Consider the following 19,076-nt stretch of genomic DNA (forward strand, 5'->3'; position numbering starts at 1 on the left):
GTTTCTCTGTGATTTATCACCATTTATTACCTCAATTATGATAAACAATTGGCTCAAAATTGCCTTCGTCAATTATAAAAAGAATTGGCTCTCAACTCTCATCAATTTATTTGGATTGACGATAGGGTTAACGGGATTTATGCTCATCCTGATGCATTGGAATGACGAAGAATCCTTCGAAAAATGGAATCCCAAGAAAGACCAGATCTACTATTTTCAAACGTATCATAAGTCGGAAAATTCTTATGGAAATAATATTTCTATTCCGATGGCCAGACGTGCGAAAGAAGTAATTCCGGGTGTTGAAGATTACGTTCTATTCAATGGTTCCGGAATTGGTGTGAAGATGACCACAAAGGTTAAAACCGTTTTCCAGAAAGATGGAATGACGAGTACAGAAAGTTTTTTCAAATTCTTTCCTTTCAAGTTGGTTGCCGGAAGTTATAAAGATGCCCTGAAAGGCGAAAGTGTAATTGCGCTTTCCACAGATGCTGCCAAAAACCTCTTTGGGAAAATAAATGCTGCAGGAGAAAGTGTAAAATTTGATAACAAAAATTATGTAGTGACTGCAGTTTATGAGTTACCGAAAGAAAATAGCCAGATTAAGCCCGAATTTATCATTAATCCTGTAGAACAGATCAAAAGTGATGAAAAGAATTGGGGAAACTTCAATTACGGATCGTTTTTTATGCTAAAAAAAGGAACAGATCCTAAAGTTGTACAGCAAAAATTTATAAAAGATATTTTTGAATATCGTGCAAGTCTGGATAAAGATGCTGCAGGAATGACCATTCAGCAATATCTTGATTTGTACGGACCTACGGATAGCCTCTTGACACGATTGGATGAAATAAAACTTCATACAAAGACATCTTGGTTCGGAAATCCGGATTTTAAAACTTTAATGATTCTTTTCACACTTTCCGTTTTGATTGTTGTGTTATCAGCTATTAATTTCATCAATCTTAAAACGGCGCAAGCTTCTCAAAGAGCAAAAGAAATCGGGGTTAGAAAAGCAATTGGGAGTACAAGATCCAACCTTGTTCTGCAGTTTTTGATGGAGACATTTGTGATCTGCATCGCGTCATATTTGCTTTCATTGGCTTTAACGGAGCTTCTTTTACCAAGCTTCAACAAGTTCTACGACAAAGAAATGAAGATGAACGATTGGCATATTTACTTTTATTCATTTGTGATGGTCATTATGGTGACGCTGATCTCAGGATTGATACCGGCAACCTACCTGGCCAACTTCAAAGCCATAGAAACCTTAAAAGGAAATTTTGCAAGAAGCAAGCATGGCGTTTGGCTGAGAAATGGAATCCTTACCTTACAATTGGTCATCTCTTCATTTTTTATTATTGGCGGATTGATCGTTAATCAACAGGTGAAATACATGATGAATAAAGATTTGGGTTACAGCGGAAAACAGATCGTCATGATCAACTTTAATGAAAGCAATCCAAAACCTTGGCTGAAATATGAAAGACTTAAAACAGAGATGAGAAAAATCCAGGGTGTGACCGATGTCTCTTACGGAGAAGCGGTTCCCGGAAGTAACAGATCAAGCAGTTCCAATGTGGATTTTATGGATAAAAGTATTCAGGGACAGCATGGATCTATGGATTATAATTATCTGAAATTCCTTAATGTTAAACTAAAAAAAGGCCGCTGGCTGGATCCTAATCTTTCATCGGATACGTTAAATAATGTGTTGGTTAATGAAGCTTTTGTAAGAAAATTCGGCTGGAAAGATGAAGATGCTTTAAAGAATGAAATTAAACCGGGATTTGATAACAAAAAGTATAAAATCGTAGGTGTTGTAAAAGATTTCAACATCAGAAGTTTAAGAACGGAAGTAGAACCTATCATATTTTTCCATTATAAAGAAACGGAATGGAAGCGGTTTAATGTCTATAATATTCAGTTGAAAATAGATCAAAATGATATTGATGGTACTGTAAAAAGATTGAAGACCTATTGGCAGAGTAATGTGGAGCCGGGTTATCCTTTCGATTACTATTTTCTGGATAAGAAATTTGCTGAAACATTCGTAAAGTATCAAAAACAGCAGACGCTTTTCACCATCTTGAATGCAATGGTTTTAATAGTTGCATTGTTAGGTTTATTCGCTTTGTCATCATTAATGATTGAGCAGAAACTGAAGGATGTTGCCATCAGAAAAACACTTGGAGCATCAGACAGAATATTGATTCTTGGGTTAACGAAACAGTTCCTTTGGATTACATTTACTGCTGTTGTTATCAGCATCCCGATCAGTTATTATTTGATTAATGAATGGCTGAAAGACTTCGCGTACAGAATAGATATGCCGGTTTGGCCATTTATTTTCAGTCTTGTTATTTTGCTTTTACTTACGTTTTCTGTGGTAAGCATCAAAGCTTACCAGGCCACAAAAGTGAATCTTGTAAAATATCTGAAATACGAGTAAGCTGTAAATCATAAGCTTTTCTATCAACTATTAATTATCAACTGTCAGTCAATTTATTATGAGAAAATTATTCTTCATATTCATCATCAATCTTTTTCCGGCTCAGCAGGTTTGGACGCTCGACCAATGTCTGGATTATGCAGCCACAAATCATCCGTTGATAAAGCAGGCTACCGTTACAATTCAGAAAAATGAGCATCAGATTTCTGCTGCAAAAGGAATGTTGCTGCCGTCAGCTGAAGCGGGAGTTAATCATAATTACAATTTCGGATTAGGGATCAATCAGAATAACAACCAAAGAGAAGCGATAAATACACAATACGACAAAGTGTATGCACAAGCCAATTGGGAACTGATGAACTGGCGAAATTATCTCAATATTTCTTTATCAAAAATTAATAAAGAGAGCTCAACTTACAAAATGAGACAGGCTCAAAATGAAGTAAAACTGAATGTTATCCAAATGTTTTTCAAATATCAGAACAGCAAAAGCTGGCTGGATGTTCTGGAAACCCAAATCTCAGGAATCGAAGATCAGATCAAGCGCACCGAGAAAGAAGTTGAAATTGGAAACCGACCAAAAAGCGATGTGTACGACATTAAAGCAAACCTCGGAACTTTACAGGAACAGTGGGTTTCTGCAAAGAATGCCCGGGATCTTTCTAAAATAAATTTATTGAATGCGCTGGCTATCACAGACGATTCTTTAGATTTTAAAATGACTGAAGAAAATCTGTCCGATTTTAACTTTAATGATCCCGAATTTCTGAAAACTCTTTTGGAGAAAAACCCTGCTTATAAAACGGTAATCACAGAAATAAATGCTGCCGAAAAGAATATCAGTATTGCAAGATCTGCCTATCTGCCTACGCTTAACGGTTCTTATAACTGGTCAAGTTTTTACAGCAAGGTTTTGGGGGAATCTGCAGATCCTTTTTCGGATCAGTTTAAAAGAAATAAAAGTCAGCAGGTTTCATTCGGACTTTCGGTTCCGATATTTAATAAACTGCAAGTGAAAAACAGTGTTGAAATTGCAAAACTGAATGTTATTCATTATAATTACGAGAAAGAAATTGTCATTAATAATCTTACACAAAGTATCAATTCCATCAAAACACAGTTTCAGAATTCTGAGGAAAAATATACTTTGCTGAAATCGAATTTTGAAAATCAGAAATTATCTTTCCAAAAATCAGAAGAAAAATACAAAGAAGGATTGATGGATGCGTATACGTTTTTTGTGGTGAGAAATAACTGGCTCCAGGCAAATTATAATCTGATCAACAGTAAAAATGAAGTTATGCAGCAAACGGAATTATTAAAAGTACTTCAGTTTGATTATTAATTGGTCAAAATTTATTTTCTAATTTAGTAATAGGTGAAAATTGGGACATTAGGAAATGATCATTTCATTTATTGAATATTAAAAGGAATATTAATAACTACCCCAGAAAGCCAGATACTTTTTGGGGCAGTTTATTTTTAAGATGAGTAGGTCTATTTATTCTCTTTTTTAAGTATAAATCCATAAATTACACAACTTTCTACGATTCTAAAACGAAATAAATGCAAAATTTAAAGTTAATAACTTCCATTCTTGGACTATGTTCAGCCATGATGTTTTCCCAGAATTATAAAACTTCCTCAACAATATTGGAAGGGAAAGAATTTCCGAAAGTTAATGCAGAAAGGCAAGCTCAGTTTAAAGTTTATTTTCCGGCTGCAAAATCTGTTGTTTTAGAGGGGGGAGATGGAATGCAAAATTTAAAATCAGTTACCGCTAAAGATGAAGATGGCTTTTGGAATATCTCTACTCCTCCAATGGAAATTGGATTTCATTATTATTGGTTCAATGTGGATGGCAAACGCACAAATGATCCCAATACAGAAATTTATTTCGGTTATGGTCAGCCTACAAGCGGAATTGAAATTCCTTCAGGTGAAGATTTTTTCTTCAGGAAAAATGTAAAGCACGGAAAAATTGTTGATGACAGTTTACATTCAGAAATAACCAAGGGAAAAAGAAATTTCAAAGTATATCTTCCTCCAAATTACGGAACTGAAAAATTTCCGGTTTTATACCTTTATCACGGAACTGGTGAAGATATTACAGGTTGGGAAAAACAGGGATATATCAAAAATATTCTTGACAATCTTTTTGCTGAAAAAAAGGCGAAAGAAATGATTGTCCTGATGGATTATGGGGTTGCCCTGAACCCGGAAGAAGAAAAAATACCGGACAATTATCCAAGAACTGTTCTTTCAACTAAAAACCTTGAAAAGATCGTCATTAAGGAACTGATTCCCTACATCGAAAAAAAATATAAGACTAATGGCAAAAGAGCAATTGCTGGCCTTTCTCGCGGGAGTTATCAGGCAATGTTGATCGGGGCAAACAATCCGGAGCTATTTTCAGCAATCGGATCTTTCAGTCCTGTTATTTATGAAGGAACAGACATTGAGCCTTTTAAAGAACTTCCTATCAGTAATTTATTAAAATCACAACAAAGACCTTTTTTCTTCATCGGAATTGGTGAAAAAGAGGACGCTAGATTTCTTGAGTATAATCAAGCGATTATCACTTATTTTAATCAAAATAAATACCCGTATTCTCAATATAAATCTCCCCAGACATACCACGAATGGCTGACTTGGAGAAGATGCCTTTATCAGTTTGTGCAAAAGATCTTTAGATAATTTGAGTGTAGTTGTAAGAATACTTTAAGGATATCATTGCCAAATCTATATGACCTATTGTCATTCTATATTGAGGATCCATAAGATAATGCGGATTAGAAAAGATAATTTTTGACCTTCACTAAACATCTATTTTCAATTATATTTTTAGCTATAAAATAAAACAATACTAAAATTCTCACATAAAAAAGATCGGTTATTGATCTTTTTTATGTGAGATCTTATTTATACAGCCTTCATATTAAGTCTTGTATCAGCAACTTTTGTTAAAAGAGCATCACATTTTTTTTCTTCATCCAGTGTGGCCAGGAAGTTTTTAAGACAGAAATTCTCTTTTAAAACTTTGGCATATGCTGCTAATGTCCCATAAGTGGCAATTTCATAATGTTCTACTTTCTGAGCTGCTGCTATAATACCTGCATCCCTTACAGACCCAGCTTCTGTTTCTTCCATGATACTCTTGCCTTCATCCAGCAGTCCTTGCATAGCATCACATTTCTTGGCTTGTGGCTTTCTTTTGAGGGCTTTAAAACATTCCTCCAGTCTTTTTACATGAATTTCAGTTTCCATTAAATGACCTTCTATCGCAGTTTTAAGCTTTTTATCTGTAGCATTTTTTTGCATTTTAGGTAATGCTTTCACAAGAGCTTTTTCAGCCCAATAAATGTCTTTTAGTGAATCCTCAAATAAATCTTTCAGTTCCTTAGCTGCATTTTTTTTAGCTGGTGTTTTTGTTGATTTTCGCGTGCTTGTTTTTTTGTGGTGGTTCTGGTTGCCATAATAATAGATTTAGTGATTAGAGTTAAGATGTACAATTTTAAGGCCGTTTTGAAGAGTACATCATCTTAGAGCTTTTTCATTATTATGATCTGGCTCATAAAGAAATAGCCTTGTTTTGCATACATTAGAGAAATCATTACCAGACAACATTGCATTTCTTTTTACAGTTTCAGTTTTGAAATATTGTTTTGTACAAAATCCCCCTTTAATTATGAAAAAGAACCTTTTTGACCAGTTTTCGGACTGGGCTGTATGTTTTACAGGAAGTGCAGGTGCATTTGTTGGAGCAAGTTTGATGGTGGCCGTCTGGGCAGCTACCGGTCCTATATTTAAATTTTCAGAAGTTTGGCAGATGGTCATCAATACTGGAACTACTATTATTACCTTTCTTATGGTGTTTCTCATTCAGAAAGCACAGAATAAAGATTCAAAAGCTATTCAGATTAAACTCAATGAACTTATTGCAAGCCATGAGGGTGCTAGTAATCAGCTAGTTGATATAGAAGATCTGACCGAAGATGAACTTGACCAGCTACATAAATTCTACGAAAAATTAGGAAAATTTCCTGGCGGTAAAAAAAAATCAGCTGGGAAAAGTGATGATCAACCCAGAACAGATCGCTATAAATAATGGGATTCATAGAAATGAATCTCTTAATAAAAGATACAAATCTAGAATACCAAGGATAATGGTATTCAGATCACTCCTATTATCCACTAATTTCTACCACAACAAAAAGTATTGATATGAAAAGCAAAAAAAATCAAAATGAAAAGCTTAATCAGTTGGAGTCATTAAGTACATCCAATGATAATGAGAAGCTGACCACAAATCAGGGCCTGAAAATTAATAATAATCAGGATTCTCTGAAATCAGAAGAAAGAGGTCCCACATTACTGGAAGACTTTATTCTCAGAGAAAAGATTACCCATTTTGACCATGAAAGAATTCCTGAGAGAATTGTTCATGCCCGGGGATCAGGAGCTCATGGTATTTTCAAGCTTCATAAAAGCATAGAAAAATATACAAAGGCTGGATTTTTAACAGAGATTGGAAAAGAAACCCCCATTTTTGTGAGATTCTCAACCGTTGCGGGAAGCAAGGGAAGTACAGATCTTGCAAGAGATGTCAGAGGATTTGCCGTTAAATTCTATACAGATGAAGGAAATTATGATCTGGTAGGTAACAATATTCCTGTATTTTTTATTCAGGATGCCATGAAGTTTCCGGATCTGGTTCATGCTGTAAAACCTGAACCTGATAACGAGATTCCACAGGCAGCTTCTGCCCACGATACGTTCTGGGATTTTATATCATTAATGCCCGAAAGTATGCATATGATTATGTGGACAATGAGTGACCGTGCTATTCCACGGAGTCTTAGGATGATGGAAGGTTTTGGCGTTCACTCATTCAAATTTATTAATAATGAAGGAGCTGTTCATTTTGTGAAGTTCCATTTTAAGCCTAAGCTTGGAATTCATTCCGTAGCATGGGAGGAAGCACAGAAAATATCGGGTATTGATCCTGATTTTCATAAAAGAGACCTTTGGGAAGCCATTGAAAACGGAAACTTTCCTGAGTGGGATTTCGGAGTACAGATTATTCCTGAGGAAGATGAAAATGATTTTGACTTTGATCTGCTGGACCCTACCAAGCTTGTTCCGGAGGAATTGGTTCCTGTAGAAATCATAGGAACGATGACCCTGAATAAAAATCCTGAGAATTTCTTTGCAGAAACGGAACAGGTTGCCTTTCATCCGGGACATCTTGTTCCGGGTATTGATTTCAGTAATGACCCTTTACTTCAGGGTAGGTTGTTTTCCTACACAGACACGCAATTGTCCAGATTAGGATCACCTAATTTTCATGAGATTCCTATTAATCGCTCTGTCAATACCGTTCATAACAATCAGCGTGACGGTCATATGAGACAGCAGATTGTCAAGGGAAAGGTAAGCTATGAACCCAATTCTATTGGCGGAGGCTGTCCTTACCAGGCCATGATGAAAGAGGGTGGTTTTGCATCACACCAGGAAAGGATTTCCGGAACTAAAGTAAGAGCCAGGAGTAAAAGTTTTGTAGATCATTATTCACAGGCCAAATTATTTTACAACAGCCAGTCAGAGCCTGAAAAGAAGCACATTCAGAAAGCTTTGATTTTTGAACTCTCCAAGGTCACTATTCCTGAAATTAGAGAAAGGGTAGTAGGACAACTGGGATATATCAATATGGATCTTGCTGAAAAAGTAGCTGATAAATTGGGGCTGGAAGTGAAAAAATTGGATCAGCCTAATCAAAGTATTCCGGCAGATGTAAACCCTGACACCTTACAGAGTAAAGTCCATGAGCCAAAACCAGATATATCGGAAGCTCTTAGCATGCAAAACACCGTTAAAGACACCATACAAAGTAGGGTAATTGGATTTATTGTAGCCAATGGATTTGATGAAGCCCCTGTAGATGCTCTAAAAAATAAATTGGAAAGTCTTAATGCGCGGGTGGACTTTATTGCGCCAAGTCTGGCTCCTGTGAAGCCTAAAAACGGAAATCCGATCAGTCCTAAACATACATTGACAAATACGGGAAGTGTATGTTTTGATGCATTGTACATTTGTCCTGGAGAGAATTCTGTGGAAGAACTTTTAAACCCTGAAAATAAGCAGTTGGTGTTAAATTTTATCAATGAAGCTTACAGACACTGTAAAGCAATCTATTTTGGAGATAAAACTGATGAAGTTTATAACGCCAGCAATATCGGTAATAAGAAGAACGATGATCCTGCGGTGATTGCCAATGCTCATAAGAACGGGGATGAAAAATTTATAAAAGCAGTAGCTGGGCACAGGGTATGGGAATTTGAAAAAGAACGAAACATGTAAAGTATCATCAAATGTATTTAGTCTATCAACAGAAGGAAGGTGTGATATATGTAAGAACATTATAAATATATGTAGCATATTGTATTCTAAAGCCCCCATCTTTGTATACTGGTATTCAGTCAATCAGGAATATTAAGAGAAAGTTTTTACGACAATTATTGCATACCCTGACTGTACAGTTATACTTCATAGAATAAATACAAACCGTGAAAAGTACGTGAAATTCGTAGTTATATTCAATTAAATAATGAGCTTATTAAAATCAAAAACAGTAGAACTGTTTTTCAGTATTTTAATTAATAAAGGGATAAGAGGCTACGGCCTCTGTTCCTTTATCTATAAGCCATTCACAGGGATGTAATCGATATGCCATAGCTACCAGATAAAAACCGAATGTCACCTTATAAAAGGAAATAACAGGCAGTTAAACTGTCCCCAGAGGTACAGGGACTTGTGCCCATCAATAATACATAATCAAGGCATGAAAACAATCCATCTTTTTCAGTTTAAAAATTCCATTTCCCGTAAAATTCCGTTTTTTAAGGATGAATGCAGGTTGGATAATCTGAATGATTTAATGACTTATGATTTAATGAATACTGAAAAGGTCACCGAATTTATTATCGATGTTCCTGAAGATTTCATTTTTGAAGATACTCCAAGGAAAGATATTATAATGATGTGCAAAAATGCCAATGAAATGATTGAGCACTATTTTGCTACAACAGTGGATAATTACGATGTTATTTAACAGTAATGGCAGTGTAAAATGATTTGTAAAGCAGATAAATAGTAAATAATTTATATCATGAAATTCCAGCAAAACTTACTCGACTACATCAGTACTTCACTCGTTACGATAGGAGAGACCGTATCTATAGCAGAAAGTGTAACTTCAGGATTATTGCAGTTGGCTTTTTCGCAGATGCCTAATTCAAGCTTGTTTTATAAAGGGGGTATAACCACCTTTACATTACCTGAAAAGCGCAGATTTCTGGACAGCAACTGTATTGAGGAACAGGAAAATGATTTTGAGACCCAGCGTATGGCCGATATCATGGCTGTAAAGGTAGCTTCGTCATTTGGAACAGACTGGGGAATATCATCCACAGGCTATGCAAAATCTGCAAGGAATTCGGGATTTCATGTTTTTTCGTTCTGTTCGTTCAGCTATAAAGGGGAGATCATACTTTCCAAACGAATAGATCTTCATGATAAATATAAGGCCCTGGATGCTCAGCTGTATTACACCGAGTTCATTCTAGGATGTTTTAAAGGTGCTTTGAATCAAATACTGATCTAAGAAAATTAAATGAATGAGAAACGGTTCATTTTGTCTTAAGAATATTAGTCAGATCTTCCAGATAATCAGTTTGTACTTCTTGTATTTCAAGCAGTTTTTTGTTTTGACTCACAAGAAGATGATCTATTTTTTCGCTCAAAAGCTGTATTTCCAGTTCGGCTTTTAGATTAATCTTATAATCGTGTTCAGCTCTTATCCTGTCTTTTTGTTCCAGCCGGTTTTGGCTCATCATTATAATGGGAGCCTGAATAGCCGCCAGACAGGAAAGAATCAGATTAAGCAGTATAAATGGATATGGATCAAATGATTTTACTGCTAAAAACCAGATGTTTGCTGCAATCCAGACGAGTATAAATGAAAAAAAAGCCAGGATAAATGTCCAGCTTCCTCCAAAAGAAGCTACATTATCGGCTAGTTTTTGAGAAAAACTAATCTTGGCTTCTATTTCATCTTGTATATTTTCCGAGAGGATAGAGTTGTTTTTGATCGCATTTATGACATCAAGATCTATACTTTCAAGTTCTCCTTTTTCTTCAACAATTAAAGAAGTGAGATACAGCCTTCTGTAATGGTTAAGCTCTGTAATGGATATATAGTCATCTTGGCTTACATCCGGAAAATTCTGTTGTATAAGCATAAATATTCCTTCTCTAATGTCTTCACCTTTTATTTGTTCTCCCTCCGGAATCTTTTGCTGGCTAATATGACTCGTTTTCATTGTTAAATGTATTAACTGGATGACTATTTAATCTCTGAATAAATGATTTCTAATGTTGCCATAATCATTTATTCCGGTGACGAAATAATGTTCTATTATTTTTTGAGCTTTTTTGCATGCCTGTAGAAGATCATCTTTGGATGTTTTTTCAAAAATAAAATCATCATGAATCTTAACGACATACTCCGTTACTATTTCAATATTCATCAGTCCAAATTCTGTCAGATCATTTTTCAACCTATGCTCTTCCTTAAAAAACGGAATTTTATGGAAGATGGAATTTTTAAACTGAAAAAGATGGATTATTTTCATTGTACAAATATTTAATAGCTATGGATGGAAGCGAAGGATTATTTAGGAAATTTTTCTTTCATTTTTCCGTTAATCCATCTTTTAAGCATAACGCGCTCTGACGGTAACTGGTACATACCTCCTGAAAGTATATGTAATAAACTCTCCCAAAGGTTACTCTTTTTATTGAATTCATGACTATAATCTGTCAATATTTTCAAATATTCGTGTTCGTACTCCCTTGCTTCTTTTAAAGTGTAATCTTTCGGGATATCTTTAATAATATCCACTGTAATTTTGTTGAAGATTTTAGGGTTATATCTTTCAATAAAGTCGGATTCAAGTTTACATATGCTTGTAAGCGGAGCGAGTAAAGATAAAATTTCATCGTAAAAATTGCATATAGCTGCTTTCCAGGATAACCTTTCTTCTTCTGGCAGAAGTTGATTAGCCATCTGAATGAGTTTTTCATGATTACCTTCCAAACCGTTCATATAGATTTTGTTTTGCTGCCAGAATAGAGGAGAATTGATTTTGTTTTTTTGTATAATATTCGCCAGTATATATTCAAACTGGAATCTGATATATTGTATGTTGTCATGAAGATCAACGAGTACAGACTGCCACAGATTATGCTTGCTGAGACCGCAATGCGTACTGAAGACCAATCTGGATTTGTTATTGAGGTTCTGTAATTCTCTTAGCATTCTGAGAATTTCCTTTGCATCTCTTTCCAAAGTGATATTGGTATTTCTGATGTAGAATAAGGAGACAAACTGAGAATAATAGGCCTTTCGCGAAGTATTCTTTTTACTTCTAACTCCAAATCTATTTTTGGGTTTAGGATGTTTATTGAGCTTTTTCATTAGAAAATTATTTTTTTTATCCTTTTTTCGAAAGATTTCTGTTGCATACTAAGGGAAATAAGATATTGTCTTAAGTCCTTGATCGTGATATCTTTCTCTGTAAAAGAAAAGAATAATGGGGTTTCATCTAGCAGCTCATACAGTTCAGGAAATTTTTTCTGAATTTCAAGCGTTTTTTTTAATATCCTTTTTGTTAAAATGGATACAGTGTGTATTTTATTCATAGCCGCTTTTTATTATGGTTAATATCATTTTAAAGCGTTTATTTCCTTTTATGGAATGAGGTTGGTGAGCCGGAATCACAATGCATTCACCTTCTTCCATAAAATAAGAAGCTCCATCTATGACGATCTCAGTCTTACCCTCGATAATCTGTATAGCAGTATCAAAAGGAGATATTTTCTCTGGAAGTCCTTGCTCATCATCAAAAGACAGGATATTGATAGTACCTGTTAATTTTCCCAGTATTGTTCTGCTAACTACAGAATTTGAAATATATTCTACAATCTGGCTGATAACGTATACTTTGGATTTCTCAATTTCTTTATGATTCATCACAGTTTGTTTAAGAGTAAAGTGTCATTGTATGGTAAATAAAAGGGATGGAACTGCCTGACTTTCCACCCCTTTTTCAGTTAGAACCTTCTTTAATCGATTTTCACTGCATTCGCAAAAAGTTTATGAAAAATTAATTTCTTTTAAAATGGTAAGAACCTCTTCACGGTTTTTTCTTAGTCTGTTTCCAATTCTTTCAAGCATTTCCTTTTCTTTACCTTCTTCAAGCTTCAGATCGTAATCTGTCAATGTTGAAAATTTTTCTTTTAGATGTTTTGACTGCACATTCCAGTCTCCCGGAATTTTGAAAAATTTGTCACCTTTGTTGTGGTTTGTGTCCATAATGTGAAGTTTAGTGTAACTTAATTGCTACTATACAAAGTTGATTGTTTTATAATCTATTGTATTACAGATTGCTTTTTTAATGTTGTACATATCACACTTTTGTCAATTTTTTAGATTTGTATTGCTGCTGAAACAGAGCGCGCCCTGTAAGAAGAAGAAAATGTTCCTATTATAATGATAATAAGTGATTGATAATTTGTACCTTAGTACATTATTACGTTGAACTCCCAATTTGGAGGATTTAAGTTCCTGCCTATTACTTCTTTTTCAGTAGTTAAAATTTCTGATATAGTATCTTTGAAGCACTTCTGACCGTTCATATATCCTGTTTTTAAAATAGAAATATAAACCTGTTGATTTTCTCAAAAGCTACGGTTCATCCTTATAAAAAATAATTACTGTTTATATGAATACAAAAAAATATTTATGGATGTGGACATTCTTAGTGCCCATTCTGGCTTGGGTTTTTTATTTTGGGAACCCTATTTTTGCTTCCGTTTATTATTCTGTAATTCTTACTTTATTTCTAATGGGAAGTGTTCTTGCAGCAGTGTATCACTCTGAAGTTATTGCCCATCGTCTTGGTGAGCCTTTCGGAACTTTACTTCTGGCATTTGCCATTACGGTAATAGAGGTTGGGTTGATTATTTCCATTATGCTTGGAGCTAAAGGTGTAGAAACGATCACCCTTGCCAGAGATACGGTCTTTGCAGCAGTGATGATCATCCTTACAGGAATTATCGGAGGTTGTATTGTGATAGGTTCTTTAAGATATAGAGAACAGAGCTTTACATTGCAGGGAGTAAGTACTGCGCTGATTACTCTTACCTCTGTTATTATTTTTGTGCTGATCCTGCCCAATTATACGATAAGTCATCAGGGAGGCGAATATACGTGGTTTCAGCTTCTTTTTATAGCCTTGATTTCTTTAGGGCTTTATCTCGGCTTTACCATGATTCAGACGCTTAGGCACCGAAGCTTTTTCATTTCTCCACAAAACAAGCTATCAGAAAACCAATCGACACAGAATAGTCACGAAATAATTTCCCAAAAACAATTGTATATCAGTTGTATATTGTTAATCTTATGCCTGGGAATAGTGGTCTTATTGGCGAAACTCCTTTCAAAGGATGTTGAACATATTGTGATTTCAGCTGGTGCTCCAAAGTCTCTGGTGGGTATCATTATTGCGGGTATTGTTCTTCTTCCGGAAGGGATGGCGGCATTCAGAGCGGCAAAAAGTGATGAGATCCAAACCTCATTAAACCTTGCTTTTGGTTCTGCTTTGGCAAGTATCGGACTCAGCATTCCTGCCATTGCCATTATATCTGTAATGACTGGAATACGAATGACATTAGGAATAGATATTAAATCAACGATACTTTTGGGGCTGACGCTTTTTATTATTACCGTTTCACTGGCAACAGGCAGAACCAATATTATGCAGGGAATTGTACTGATCGCTATATTTTTAATCTACCTTTTCATTACAATAGTGCCATAAATTGTTAGGTTGTTATTTAGGAAAACAAAGCCTTGCCATGAGATAACTAACTGTTGATTCCGCTCCCTGATTGAGATTAACATTTTTCTCTTCAAGACCGTCATAACATCCACCTGTTACAGGGTTGTAAATGATCTGATGTAAATGATTCTTTCCTAAAAACCAATTAAAAGCACTCCTCATCATCTGTAAGTATTTTTCATCCTTAAAAACCCTATAAAATGTAGATAAGGCCAGTATGGTATAGGCTACATCAATGGGCTGTTCACCGCCAATTGATTCAGGATCTTTAACCATCTCTTTTTGCAGCCATCCTTTGTTGGAAATTACTTTGATCTCTCCCTTAATAAATATTTTAGAAAGAAGAAACTGGAAAGATTCATGGGCAATCTGCTTATATATTTCGTCTTTGGTTGTAATCCATGCACACAATAAAGCTTCAGGGAGTAAACTGTTTCCATAGGTCAGATAGCTTTCAAACCAATGCCAGTCTCTGTGTTTTTCATGCTGATACATTTTTACCAACCGATTGGCAAGCTTTTTTAATAATGGAATATTGTTTTCAGAGTTTTGATAATGTAATCCCTTGATGATAAAGCCCATCGCTCGAGTAGAATGTATTTTCTCAAGCACTGAAAGACTTTTTTCAATCACAGACTCTGCTTCATCAGAAAACTGTTGAGGTAAGATTTCCTTTATTGAAAGAAGATATCCCAGTGCCCAGATTGCTCTTCCGTTGGAGTCTTCGAGATTGGTCTCCTCATTCTGCGGTGTAAATTCCTTGTGTTGATTTATATAATTGAGGAAACTTCCGTCAGTTTGTTGGCAAAACTTGATGACATTCAGGTACGTTGAGATCAGTTCAAGGTCAGATTCATCTTTGCTCATCTTATAATGTCTGCAGGCTGCAATCATAGCACGGGCATTATCGTCCAAAGTATACCCGGAATCTATATCCGGTTTGTTGATCTTAGAAAACTGGATCATTCCAAAATCTGTTGTCATATTTTTGATATGGCTAAGATTGATGATGGGGAATGTATAATGTAAGGCCATCTTATCTTTGCTGTATTGCTGAAATAACATAGCGTGTGAAATAGAAGAATTCTCCCAGGCTGTCGGAGCCATTTTTTCTAAACTTTTTGATCGTAATCTTTCCTGTACAACTTCATTTTTCAATAAAGTATTCACAGCAGCAGCCAGCTGTTCCGGAGCTTCAAAATCAATAATAATTCCCAGGTCTTCATTCAATACTTCTAAAGCATGCGGAATTGGAGTAGAAATAATGGGACATCCACAACTGATAGCATAGGAAAAAGTGCCGCTTACTGCCTGATTTCTGTCTTTTGATGTGAAAAGATAGATATTGGTAAGCTGAAGATAATCTAACAACTCTTCCAGAGGGAGATATTGGTTGATAAAGTGAGTATGTTTTTCTAAATGGAGTCTCTTGATCGTTTTCTGCAAAGAATCACGATATTCTTCGCCTTCATGCTTAATGATGCTTGGATGCGTTTTTCCGATAATCAGAAACATTACATCCGGGTTTTGGGTGATGATTTCAGGCAGTGCTTCTAAAGAGGTTTCAATATTTTTCCCGGAACCCAATAAGCCAAATGTTGAAAGTATCTTTTTATCTTTAAATCCATATTTCGCTTTCAGTGAAGCTTTGTCGATAAATGGTAATAAATGGGTACCATGCGGTATCACTTTAATTTTATCAGATGGAATATCATAATCATTAGAAAGGATATTTGCAGAAATACCGGTCATCACAATAATATATTTAGAAAAACGACTTATGTCTTGTACCTTTTCTTTTAACTTGTAATCTGGTTTTGGCAGAATGGTGTGAAAAGTAACGATGATGTCTTTTTCTAAATTTTGGAGAAAAAGCGGTAATCCGTTTTTGGTTTCGTTGAAAAATCCAAATTCATGCTGCAGCATAACCAGTTGAATATTGTCATTTTTATTGATTTTATCAGCCAGCTCCAAATAAGAAATGGCATCGGATGTATTCAGGCGATATTCAGTATTTTCGTCATAATGATAGTTTTCATCCTCCGTTTCCATTGGGCAGATGATTATTTTGAACGATTCTCTGAATTTTATCTGTAGAGATTTTATCAAATCCTGACAATACGTTGCAATACCGCACACCTTAGGAGGAAAAGTACTTATGAAGATAATTTCAGGTTTATAATTAATTGTGTTTTTTTTACTTTGGACAGATCTTCTTTTTGTCTTTTCCTCCACGTTTGGGTTTATATTTTTATTCATGTTGATATCTATTTTAAAGTCTGATATTCCGTACAATCTATTATACTCTGTACTGTAGTAATTCTTTCAATAATTCTGTGATATTTAAAGAAACAACAGCAATTCTTTCATCCGCAGCCCCGTAATAAATACGGAGTGTATCTCCTTCTACGATAGCTCCGGTCGGAAAGCAGACATTATTGACTTCTCCTTTCTTTTCCCATTGCTGTTCGGGTTTGAATAGAGGGTAGGGAAGTCTTGAGATTTCTTTCTCAGGGTTATCAAGATCCAATAAAGCAGCACAAGCGTTGTAAACATATCCGTCAATGGTATTATGTACCCCATGATAGATCAAAAGCCATCCATGCTCAGTTTCTATGGGAGGACATCCTCCTCCGATATAGCTTATCTCATGCTCATGCTGAGGTGATAAGAGGATATGATCTTCAAAATGAAGGAAATAATCTTTCCAGAAATTAGGATTTAAATCTTCAATATTTTCTATACCTGCAATTTGGATGTCAGGTCTTATGCGATGAAGAAAATAAAGCTTTCCTTTGATTCTTCTTGGGAAAAAGATCACATTTTTATCCCATATGAAGAGATCCTTATTCTTTTCTTGGATAGGCGAGAATGTATTGGAGTTTTCGTATTTTCCTGCTATTGCCCCTTTAGATTCTGTTAAAAGTTTAAACTTTTTATAGGGAATCTTTGGAACAATAATTCCCAGTTTTTGCCAAGATGTAAAATCCTTGGATATTGCAAGTGCTCCCAATGCATTGATTCCATCGTAACCGGTATAGGTAAGATAAAATAAATGATCTATTTTTACAATTCTTGGATCTTCAACACCATGTTTCTCGTATTCAAACTCAGGAATGATAACCGGATTGCTCAAACGAGTTTCTATAGTCTTATAATCTGACAATATACAGTATCCTATACTGGAGAAATTATTCTTTGCAACAGCCCTGTAAAATAAATGTATTTTTCCGTTTTCCTGAATAACTGCGGGATTTAAAACACCTTCACTTTCAAAAGCTAATTCGGTTTTTCTAAGTATAATACCTTCTTTTTTCAGAGCTACCATTTAGTTACCGGTATTTCGGGCTTCATTTTCCCTGTCTTTTCGTTTGTTCATTTTATCTTCTCGTTTCTCTTTCAGGGATTTTACAGCTGGAGTTTTGTCTGATTTCTTTTTTCCGTCTTTTTCTTTTGACATTATGAAATATTTTTGTTATCTGTAAATTTCAACCATTAAAAAAGGAAAGCGTTGTAATAGTCTTTGAATTTGTTATATAAATCATAGATATTCCCGATTTAATAGACTAACTTTGAGTAAATTGCTGTTAATGAAGTAATTGGTAAGGATAATGAAGTTGTATGTAAAATATATGGTAAGCTTGCGCTGCAAAATGGTTGTCCATCAGGAACTGGAAAGACTGGGCATTAAAAATGCTGTTGTCGATTTGGGAACTGTAATCCTATTGGAGGATATTAGCCCCAAACAAAGACAAATACTGAAAGAAAACTTGCTTAAAACAGGACTAGAGGTATTAGATGATAAAAAAAGTATCCTGATAGAAAAGATAAAAAATGTTGTCATAGAAATGATACATTATTCAGATGCGCTTCCAAAAGAAAATTTCTCAGATTACATAAGTGAAAAACTAGGATACGATTATACCTACCTGGCAAATACCTTTTCTGAAGTGAAGGGAATGACGCTGCAGCATTTCATCATTATTAATAAAGTAGAAAAGGTAAAAGAATTACTGCTATATGACGAGCTCAATCTTACAGAAATCTCTTATAAACTCAACTACAGCAGTGTTGCCCACCTCTCTAATCAGTTTAAAAAAATTACGGGCCTTTCCCCCTCATTTTACAAACAATTGAAACAGAAACGCTTAGGAAACCTGGAAGACTTGTAAGGTCGTGGATAAGATGAAAGAGGAGATTAAGAATGAATTCTTATCCAATATATAATTTCCTATGCGTAATTCGTTTGTTTCCATAATCCAAATTTAGAATATTTCTATTTGATTTAAAAGTTCTTCCGCTTCTCCTTGCGTAGTGGCTGAAGGATTTCTTTAAATACTATTGCGTGCTTCGGTGATGCTCCGGTAATAGTTTTGTCTTTGTTGGCCGTCAGAGAGTTCCAGATGTTATCATCGGATGGTTCTTTCTGGTAGTTGGTGCAGAAGGTTGTTAGGTTTGCTTCCCAGTCTCTTTTTGATATCCGTTACTGTCTTCAATAGATCTCATAGTATTGTTTTGTTCTCTGAAATGGGACAGCAGAAGAATAATACTAATGATAATTAATGAGCATAAAATAATCAGCTTAGAACGTTTAGGTTAAGAATATTTAAGGAAAACTGATTAATAAGTTTTATAATGTAAAGACAGAGTATTCATTATAA

Annotated in this window: 18 protein-coding genes; 9 read left to right on the forward strand and 9 right to left on the reverse strand. The window is 35.0% G+C overall.

Features of this window, described 5'->3' with window-relative positions; translation table 11 throughout:
* Positions 1-37 precede the first annotated feature (37 nt).
* The 3 genes from LF886_RS10975 (at position 38) to LF886_RS10985 (ending at position 5,149) form a co-directional block, all read left to right on the forward strand.
* Positions 38-2,452, forward strand: a complete 2,415-nt coding sequence (locus tag LF886_RS10975) for an ABC transporter permease (RefSeq protein ID WP_236854128.1) — start codon at positions 38-40, stop codon at positions 2,450-2,452.
* A 58-nt stretch (positions 2,453-2,510) separates the two neighbouring features.
* Positions 2,511-3,797, forward strand: a complete 1,287-nt coding sequence (locus LF886_RS10980) for a TolC family protein (protein WP_236854129.1) — start codon at positions 2,511-2,513, stop codon at positions 3,795-3,797.
* A gap of 221 nt (positions 3,798-4,018) precedes the next feature.
* On the forward strand, positions 4,019-5,149 hold the full coding sequence (locus tag LF886_RS10985) for an alpha/beta hydrolase-fold protein (protein ID WP_236854130.1): 1,131 nt from the start codon (positions 4,019-4,021) through the stop codon (positions 5,147-5,149).
* 225 nt (positions 5,150-5,374) lie between these two features.
* Here the strand turns inward: LF886_RS10985 and LF886_RS10990 are convergent, their stop codons facing one another.
* Positions 5,375-5,791, reverse strand: coding sequence for a ferritin-like domain-containing protein (locus tag LF886_RS10990; RefSeq protein ID WP_317207663.1), 417 nt, complete (start codon positions 5,789-5,791; stop codon positions 5,375-5,377).
* 349 nt (positions 5,792-6,140) lie between these two features.
* Between LF886_RS10990 and LF886_RS10995 the strand changes: the two genes are divergently transcribed.
* From LF886_RS10995 to LF886_RS11010, 4 genes are all read left to right on the forward strand, one after another.
* Positions 6,141-6,560 carry a low affinity iron permease family protein gene (locus tag LF886_RS10995; RefSeq protein WP_236854131.1) on the forward strand — a complete coding sequence of 140 codons (420 nt, stop codon included), beginning with the start codon at positions 6,141-6,143 and terminating at the stop codon, positions 6,558-6,560.
* A gap of 116 nt (positions 6,561-6,676) precedes the next feature.
* The gene (locus LF886_RS11000) at positions 6,677-8,812 is read left to right on the forward strand and encodes a catalase (RefSeq protein ID WP_236854132.1); all 2,136 of its coding nucleotides are present in this window, start codon (positions 6,677-6,679) and stop codon (positions 8,810-8,812) included.
* A 481-nt stretch (positions 8,813-9,293) separates the two neighbouring features.
* Complete coding sequence (locus LF886_RS11005) at positions 9,294-9,563, forward strand: heme oxygenase (RefSeq protein ID WP_236854133.1); 270 nt, start codon at positions 9,294-9,296, stop codon at positions 9,561-9,563.
* Between the two features lie 57 nt (positions 9,564-9,620).
* Complete coding sequence (locus LF886_RS11010) at positions 9,621-10,115, forward strand: CinA family protein (protein ID WP_236854134.1); 495 nt, start codon at positions 9,621-9,623, stop codon at positions 10,113-10,115.
* 25 nt (positions 10,116-10,140) lie between these two features.
* On the opposite strand, the gene LF886_RS11015 is transcribed toward LF886_RS11010, so the two are convergent.
* The 5 genes from LF886_RS11015 to LF886_RS11035 form a co-directional block, all read right to left on the reverse strand.
* Complete coding sequence (locus LF886_RS11015) at positions 10,141-10,833, reverse strand: DUF1003 domain-containing protein (protein ID WP_236854135.1); 693 nt, start codon at positions 10,831-10,833, stop codon at positions 10,141-10,143.
* Positions 10,834-10,860: 27 nt separating this feature from the next.
* Positions 10,861-11,145 carry a heme oxygenase gene (locus LF886_RS11020; protein WP_103234111.1) on the reverse strand — a complete coding sequence of 95 codons (285 nt, stop codon included), beginning with the start codon at positions 11,143-11,145 and terminating at the stop codon, positions 10,861-10,863.
* A 38-nt stretch (positions 11,146-11,183) separates the two neighbouring features.
* Entirely contained in the window at positions 11,184-11,990 is an 807-nt protein-coding gene (locus LF886_RS11025; protein WP_236854136.1) for a hypothetical protein, read from the reverse strand.
* A gap of 216 nt (positions 11,991-12,206) precedes the next feature.
* A complete protein-coding gene (locus tag LF886_RS11030) occupies positions 12,207-12,545 on the reverse strand; it encodes a cupin domain-containing protein (protein ID WP_236854137.1) in 339 nt (112 codons plus the stop codon).
* A gap of 123 nt (positions 12,546-12,668) precedes the next feature.
* Entirely contained in the window at positions 12,669-12,887 is a 219-nt protein-coding gene (locus LF886_RS11035; protein ID WP_103234107.1) for a hypothetical protein, read from the reverse strand.
* Positions 12,888-13,296: 409 nt separating this feature from the next.
* Here LF886_RS11035 and LF886_RS11040 point away from each other — a divergent pair, with 409 nt between their 5' ends.
* Positions 13,297-14,394 (forward strand): calcium:proton antiporter, encoded by a 1,098-nt coding sequence (locus tag LF886_RS11040; protein ID WP_236854138.1) that lies wholly within the window; start codon positions 13,297-13,299, stop codon positions 14,392-14,394.
* 12 nt (positions 14,395-14,406) lie between these two features.
* Here LF886_RS11040 and LF886_RS11045 read toward each other — a convergent pair whose 3' ends face one another.
* The 3 genes from LF886_RS11045 to LF886_RS23920 are packed head-to-tail and all read right to left on the reverse strand — an operon-like array spanning position 14,407 to position 17,875.
* Positions 14,407-16,674 (reverse strand): glycosyltransferase, encoded by a 2,268-nt coding sequence (locus tag LF886_RS11045; protein WP_236854139.1) that lies wholly within the window; start codon positions 16,672-16,674, stop codon positions 14,407-14,409.
* A 40-nt stretch (positions 16,675-16,714) separates the two neighbouring features.
* On the reverse strand, positions 16,715-17,743 hold the full coding sequence (locus tag LF886_RS11050; protein WP_236854140.1) for a pesticidal protein Cry7Aa: 1,029 nt from the start codon (positions 17,741-17,743) through the stop codon (positions 16,715-16,717).
* On the reverse strand, positions 17,744-17,875 hold the full coding sequence (locus tag LF886_RS23920) for a hypothetical protein (RefSeq protein ID WP_262509918.1): 132 nt from the start codon (positions 17,873-17,875) through the stop codon (positions 17,744-17,746). It lies immediately after the preceding gene.
* Between the two features lie 151 nt (positions 17,876-18,026).
* Here LF886_RS23920 and LF886_RS11055 point away from each other — a divergent pair, with 151 nt between their 5' ends.
* The gene (locus tag LF886_RS11055; protein WP_236854141.1) at positions 18,027-18,587 is read left to right on the forward strand and encodes a helix-turn-helix domain-containing protein; all 561 of its coding nucleotides are present in this window, start codon (positions 18,027-18,029) and stop codon (positions 18,585-18,587) included.
* Positions 18,588-19,076: the final 489 nt, after the last annotated feature.

The organism is Chryseobacterium sp. MEBOG07 (genome assembly GCF_021869745.1).
In the GTDB taxonomy this organism is placed as follows: Bacteria; Bacteroidota; Bacteroidia; order Flavobacteriales; family Weeksellaceae; genus Chryseobacterium; species Chryseobacterium viscerum.

What these genes read in the sequence shown, in the direction of transcription:
- LF886_RS10975 (WP_236854128.1), top strand. Translation starts at nt 38, where the DNA reads ATGATAAACAATTGGCTCAAAATTGCCTTCGTCAATTATAAAAAGAAT.
- LF886_RS10980 (WP_236854129.1), top strand. Translation starts at nt 2,511, where the DNA reads ATGAGAAAATTATTCTTCATATTCATCATCAATCTTTTTCCGGCTCAG.
- LF886_RS10985 (WP_236854130.1), top strand. Translation starts at nt 4,019, where the DNA reads ATGCAAAATTTAAAGTTAATAACTTCCATTCTTGGACTATGTTCAGCC.
- LF886_RS10995 (WP_236854131.1), top strand. Translation starts at nt 6,141, where the DNA reads ATGAAAAAGAACCTTTTTGACCAGTTTTCGGACTGGGCTGTATGTTTT.
- LF886_RS11000 (WP_236854132.1), top strand. Translation starts at nt 6,677, where the DNA reads ATGAAAAGCAAAAAAAATCAAAATGAAAAGCTTAATCAGTTGGAGTCA.
- LF886_RS11005 (WP_236854133.1), top strand. Translation starts at nt 9,294, where the DNA reads ATGAAAACAATCCATCTTTTTCAGTTTAAAAATTCCATTTCCCGTAAA.
- LF886_RS11010 (WP_236854134.1), top strand. Translation starts at nt 9,621, where the DNA reads ATGAAATTCCAGCAAAACTTACTCGACTACATCAGTACTTCACTCGTT.
- LF886_RS11015 (WP_236854135.1), bottom strand. Translation starts at nt 10,833, where the DNA reads ATGAAAACGAGTCATATTAGCCAGCAAAAGATTCCGGAGGGAGAACAA.
- LF886_RS11020 (WP_103234111.1), bottom strand. Translation starts at nt 11,145, where the DNA reads ATGAAAATAATCCATCTTTTTCAGTTTAAAAATTCCATCTTCCATAAA.
- LF886_RS11025 (WP_236854136.1), bottom strand. Translation starts at nt 11,990, where the DNA reads ATGAAAAAGCTCAATAAACATCCTAAACCCAAAAATAGATTTGGAGTT.
- LF886_RS11030 (WP_236854137.1), bottom strand. Translation starts at nt 12,545, where the DNA reads ATGAATCATAAAGAAATTGAGAAATCCAAAGTATACGTTATCAGCCAG.
- LF886_RS11035 (WP_103234107.1), bottom strand. Translation starts at nt 12,887, where the DNA reads ATGGACACAAACCACAACAAAGGTGACAAATTTTTCAAAATTCCGGGA.
- LF886_RS11040 (WP_236854138.1), top strand. Translation starts at nt 13,297, where the DNA reads ATGAATACAAAAAAATATTTATGGATGTGGACATTCTTAGTGCCCATT.
- LF886_RS11045 (WP_236854139.1), bottom strand. Translation starts at nt 16,674, where the DNA reads ATGAATAAAAATATAAACCCAAACGTGGAGGAAAAGACAAAAAGAAGA.
- LF886_RS11050 (WP_236854140.1), bottom strand. Translation starts at nt 17,743, where the DNA reads ATGGTAGCTCTGAAAAAAGAAGGTATTATACTTAGAAAAACCGAATTA.
- LF886_RS23920 (WP_262509918.1), bottom strand. Translation starts at nt 17,875, where the DNA reads ATGTCAAAAGAAAAAGACGGAAAAAAGAAATCAGACAAAACTCCAGCT.
- LF886_RS11055 (WP_236854141.1), top strand. Translation starts at nt 18,027, where the DNA reads ATGAAGTTGTATGTAAAATATATGGTAAGCTTGCGCTGCAAAATGGTT.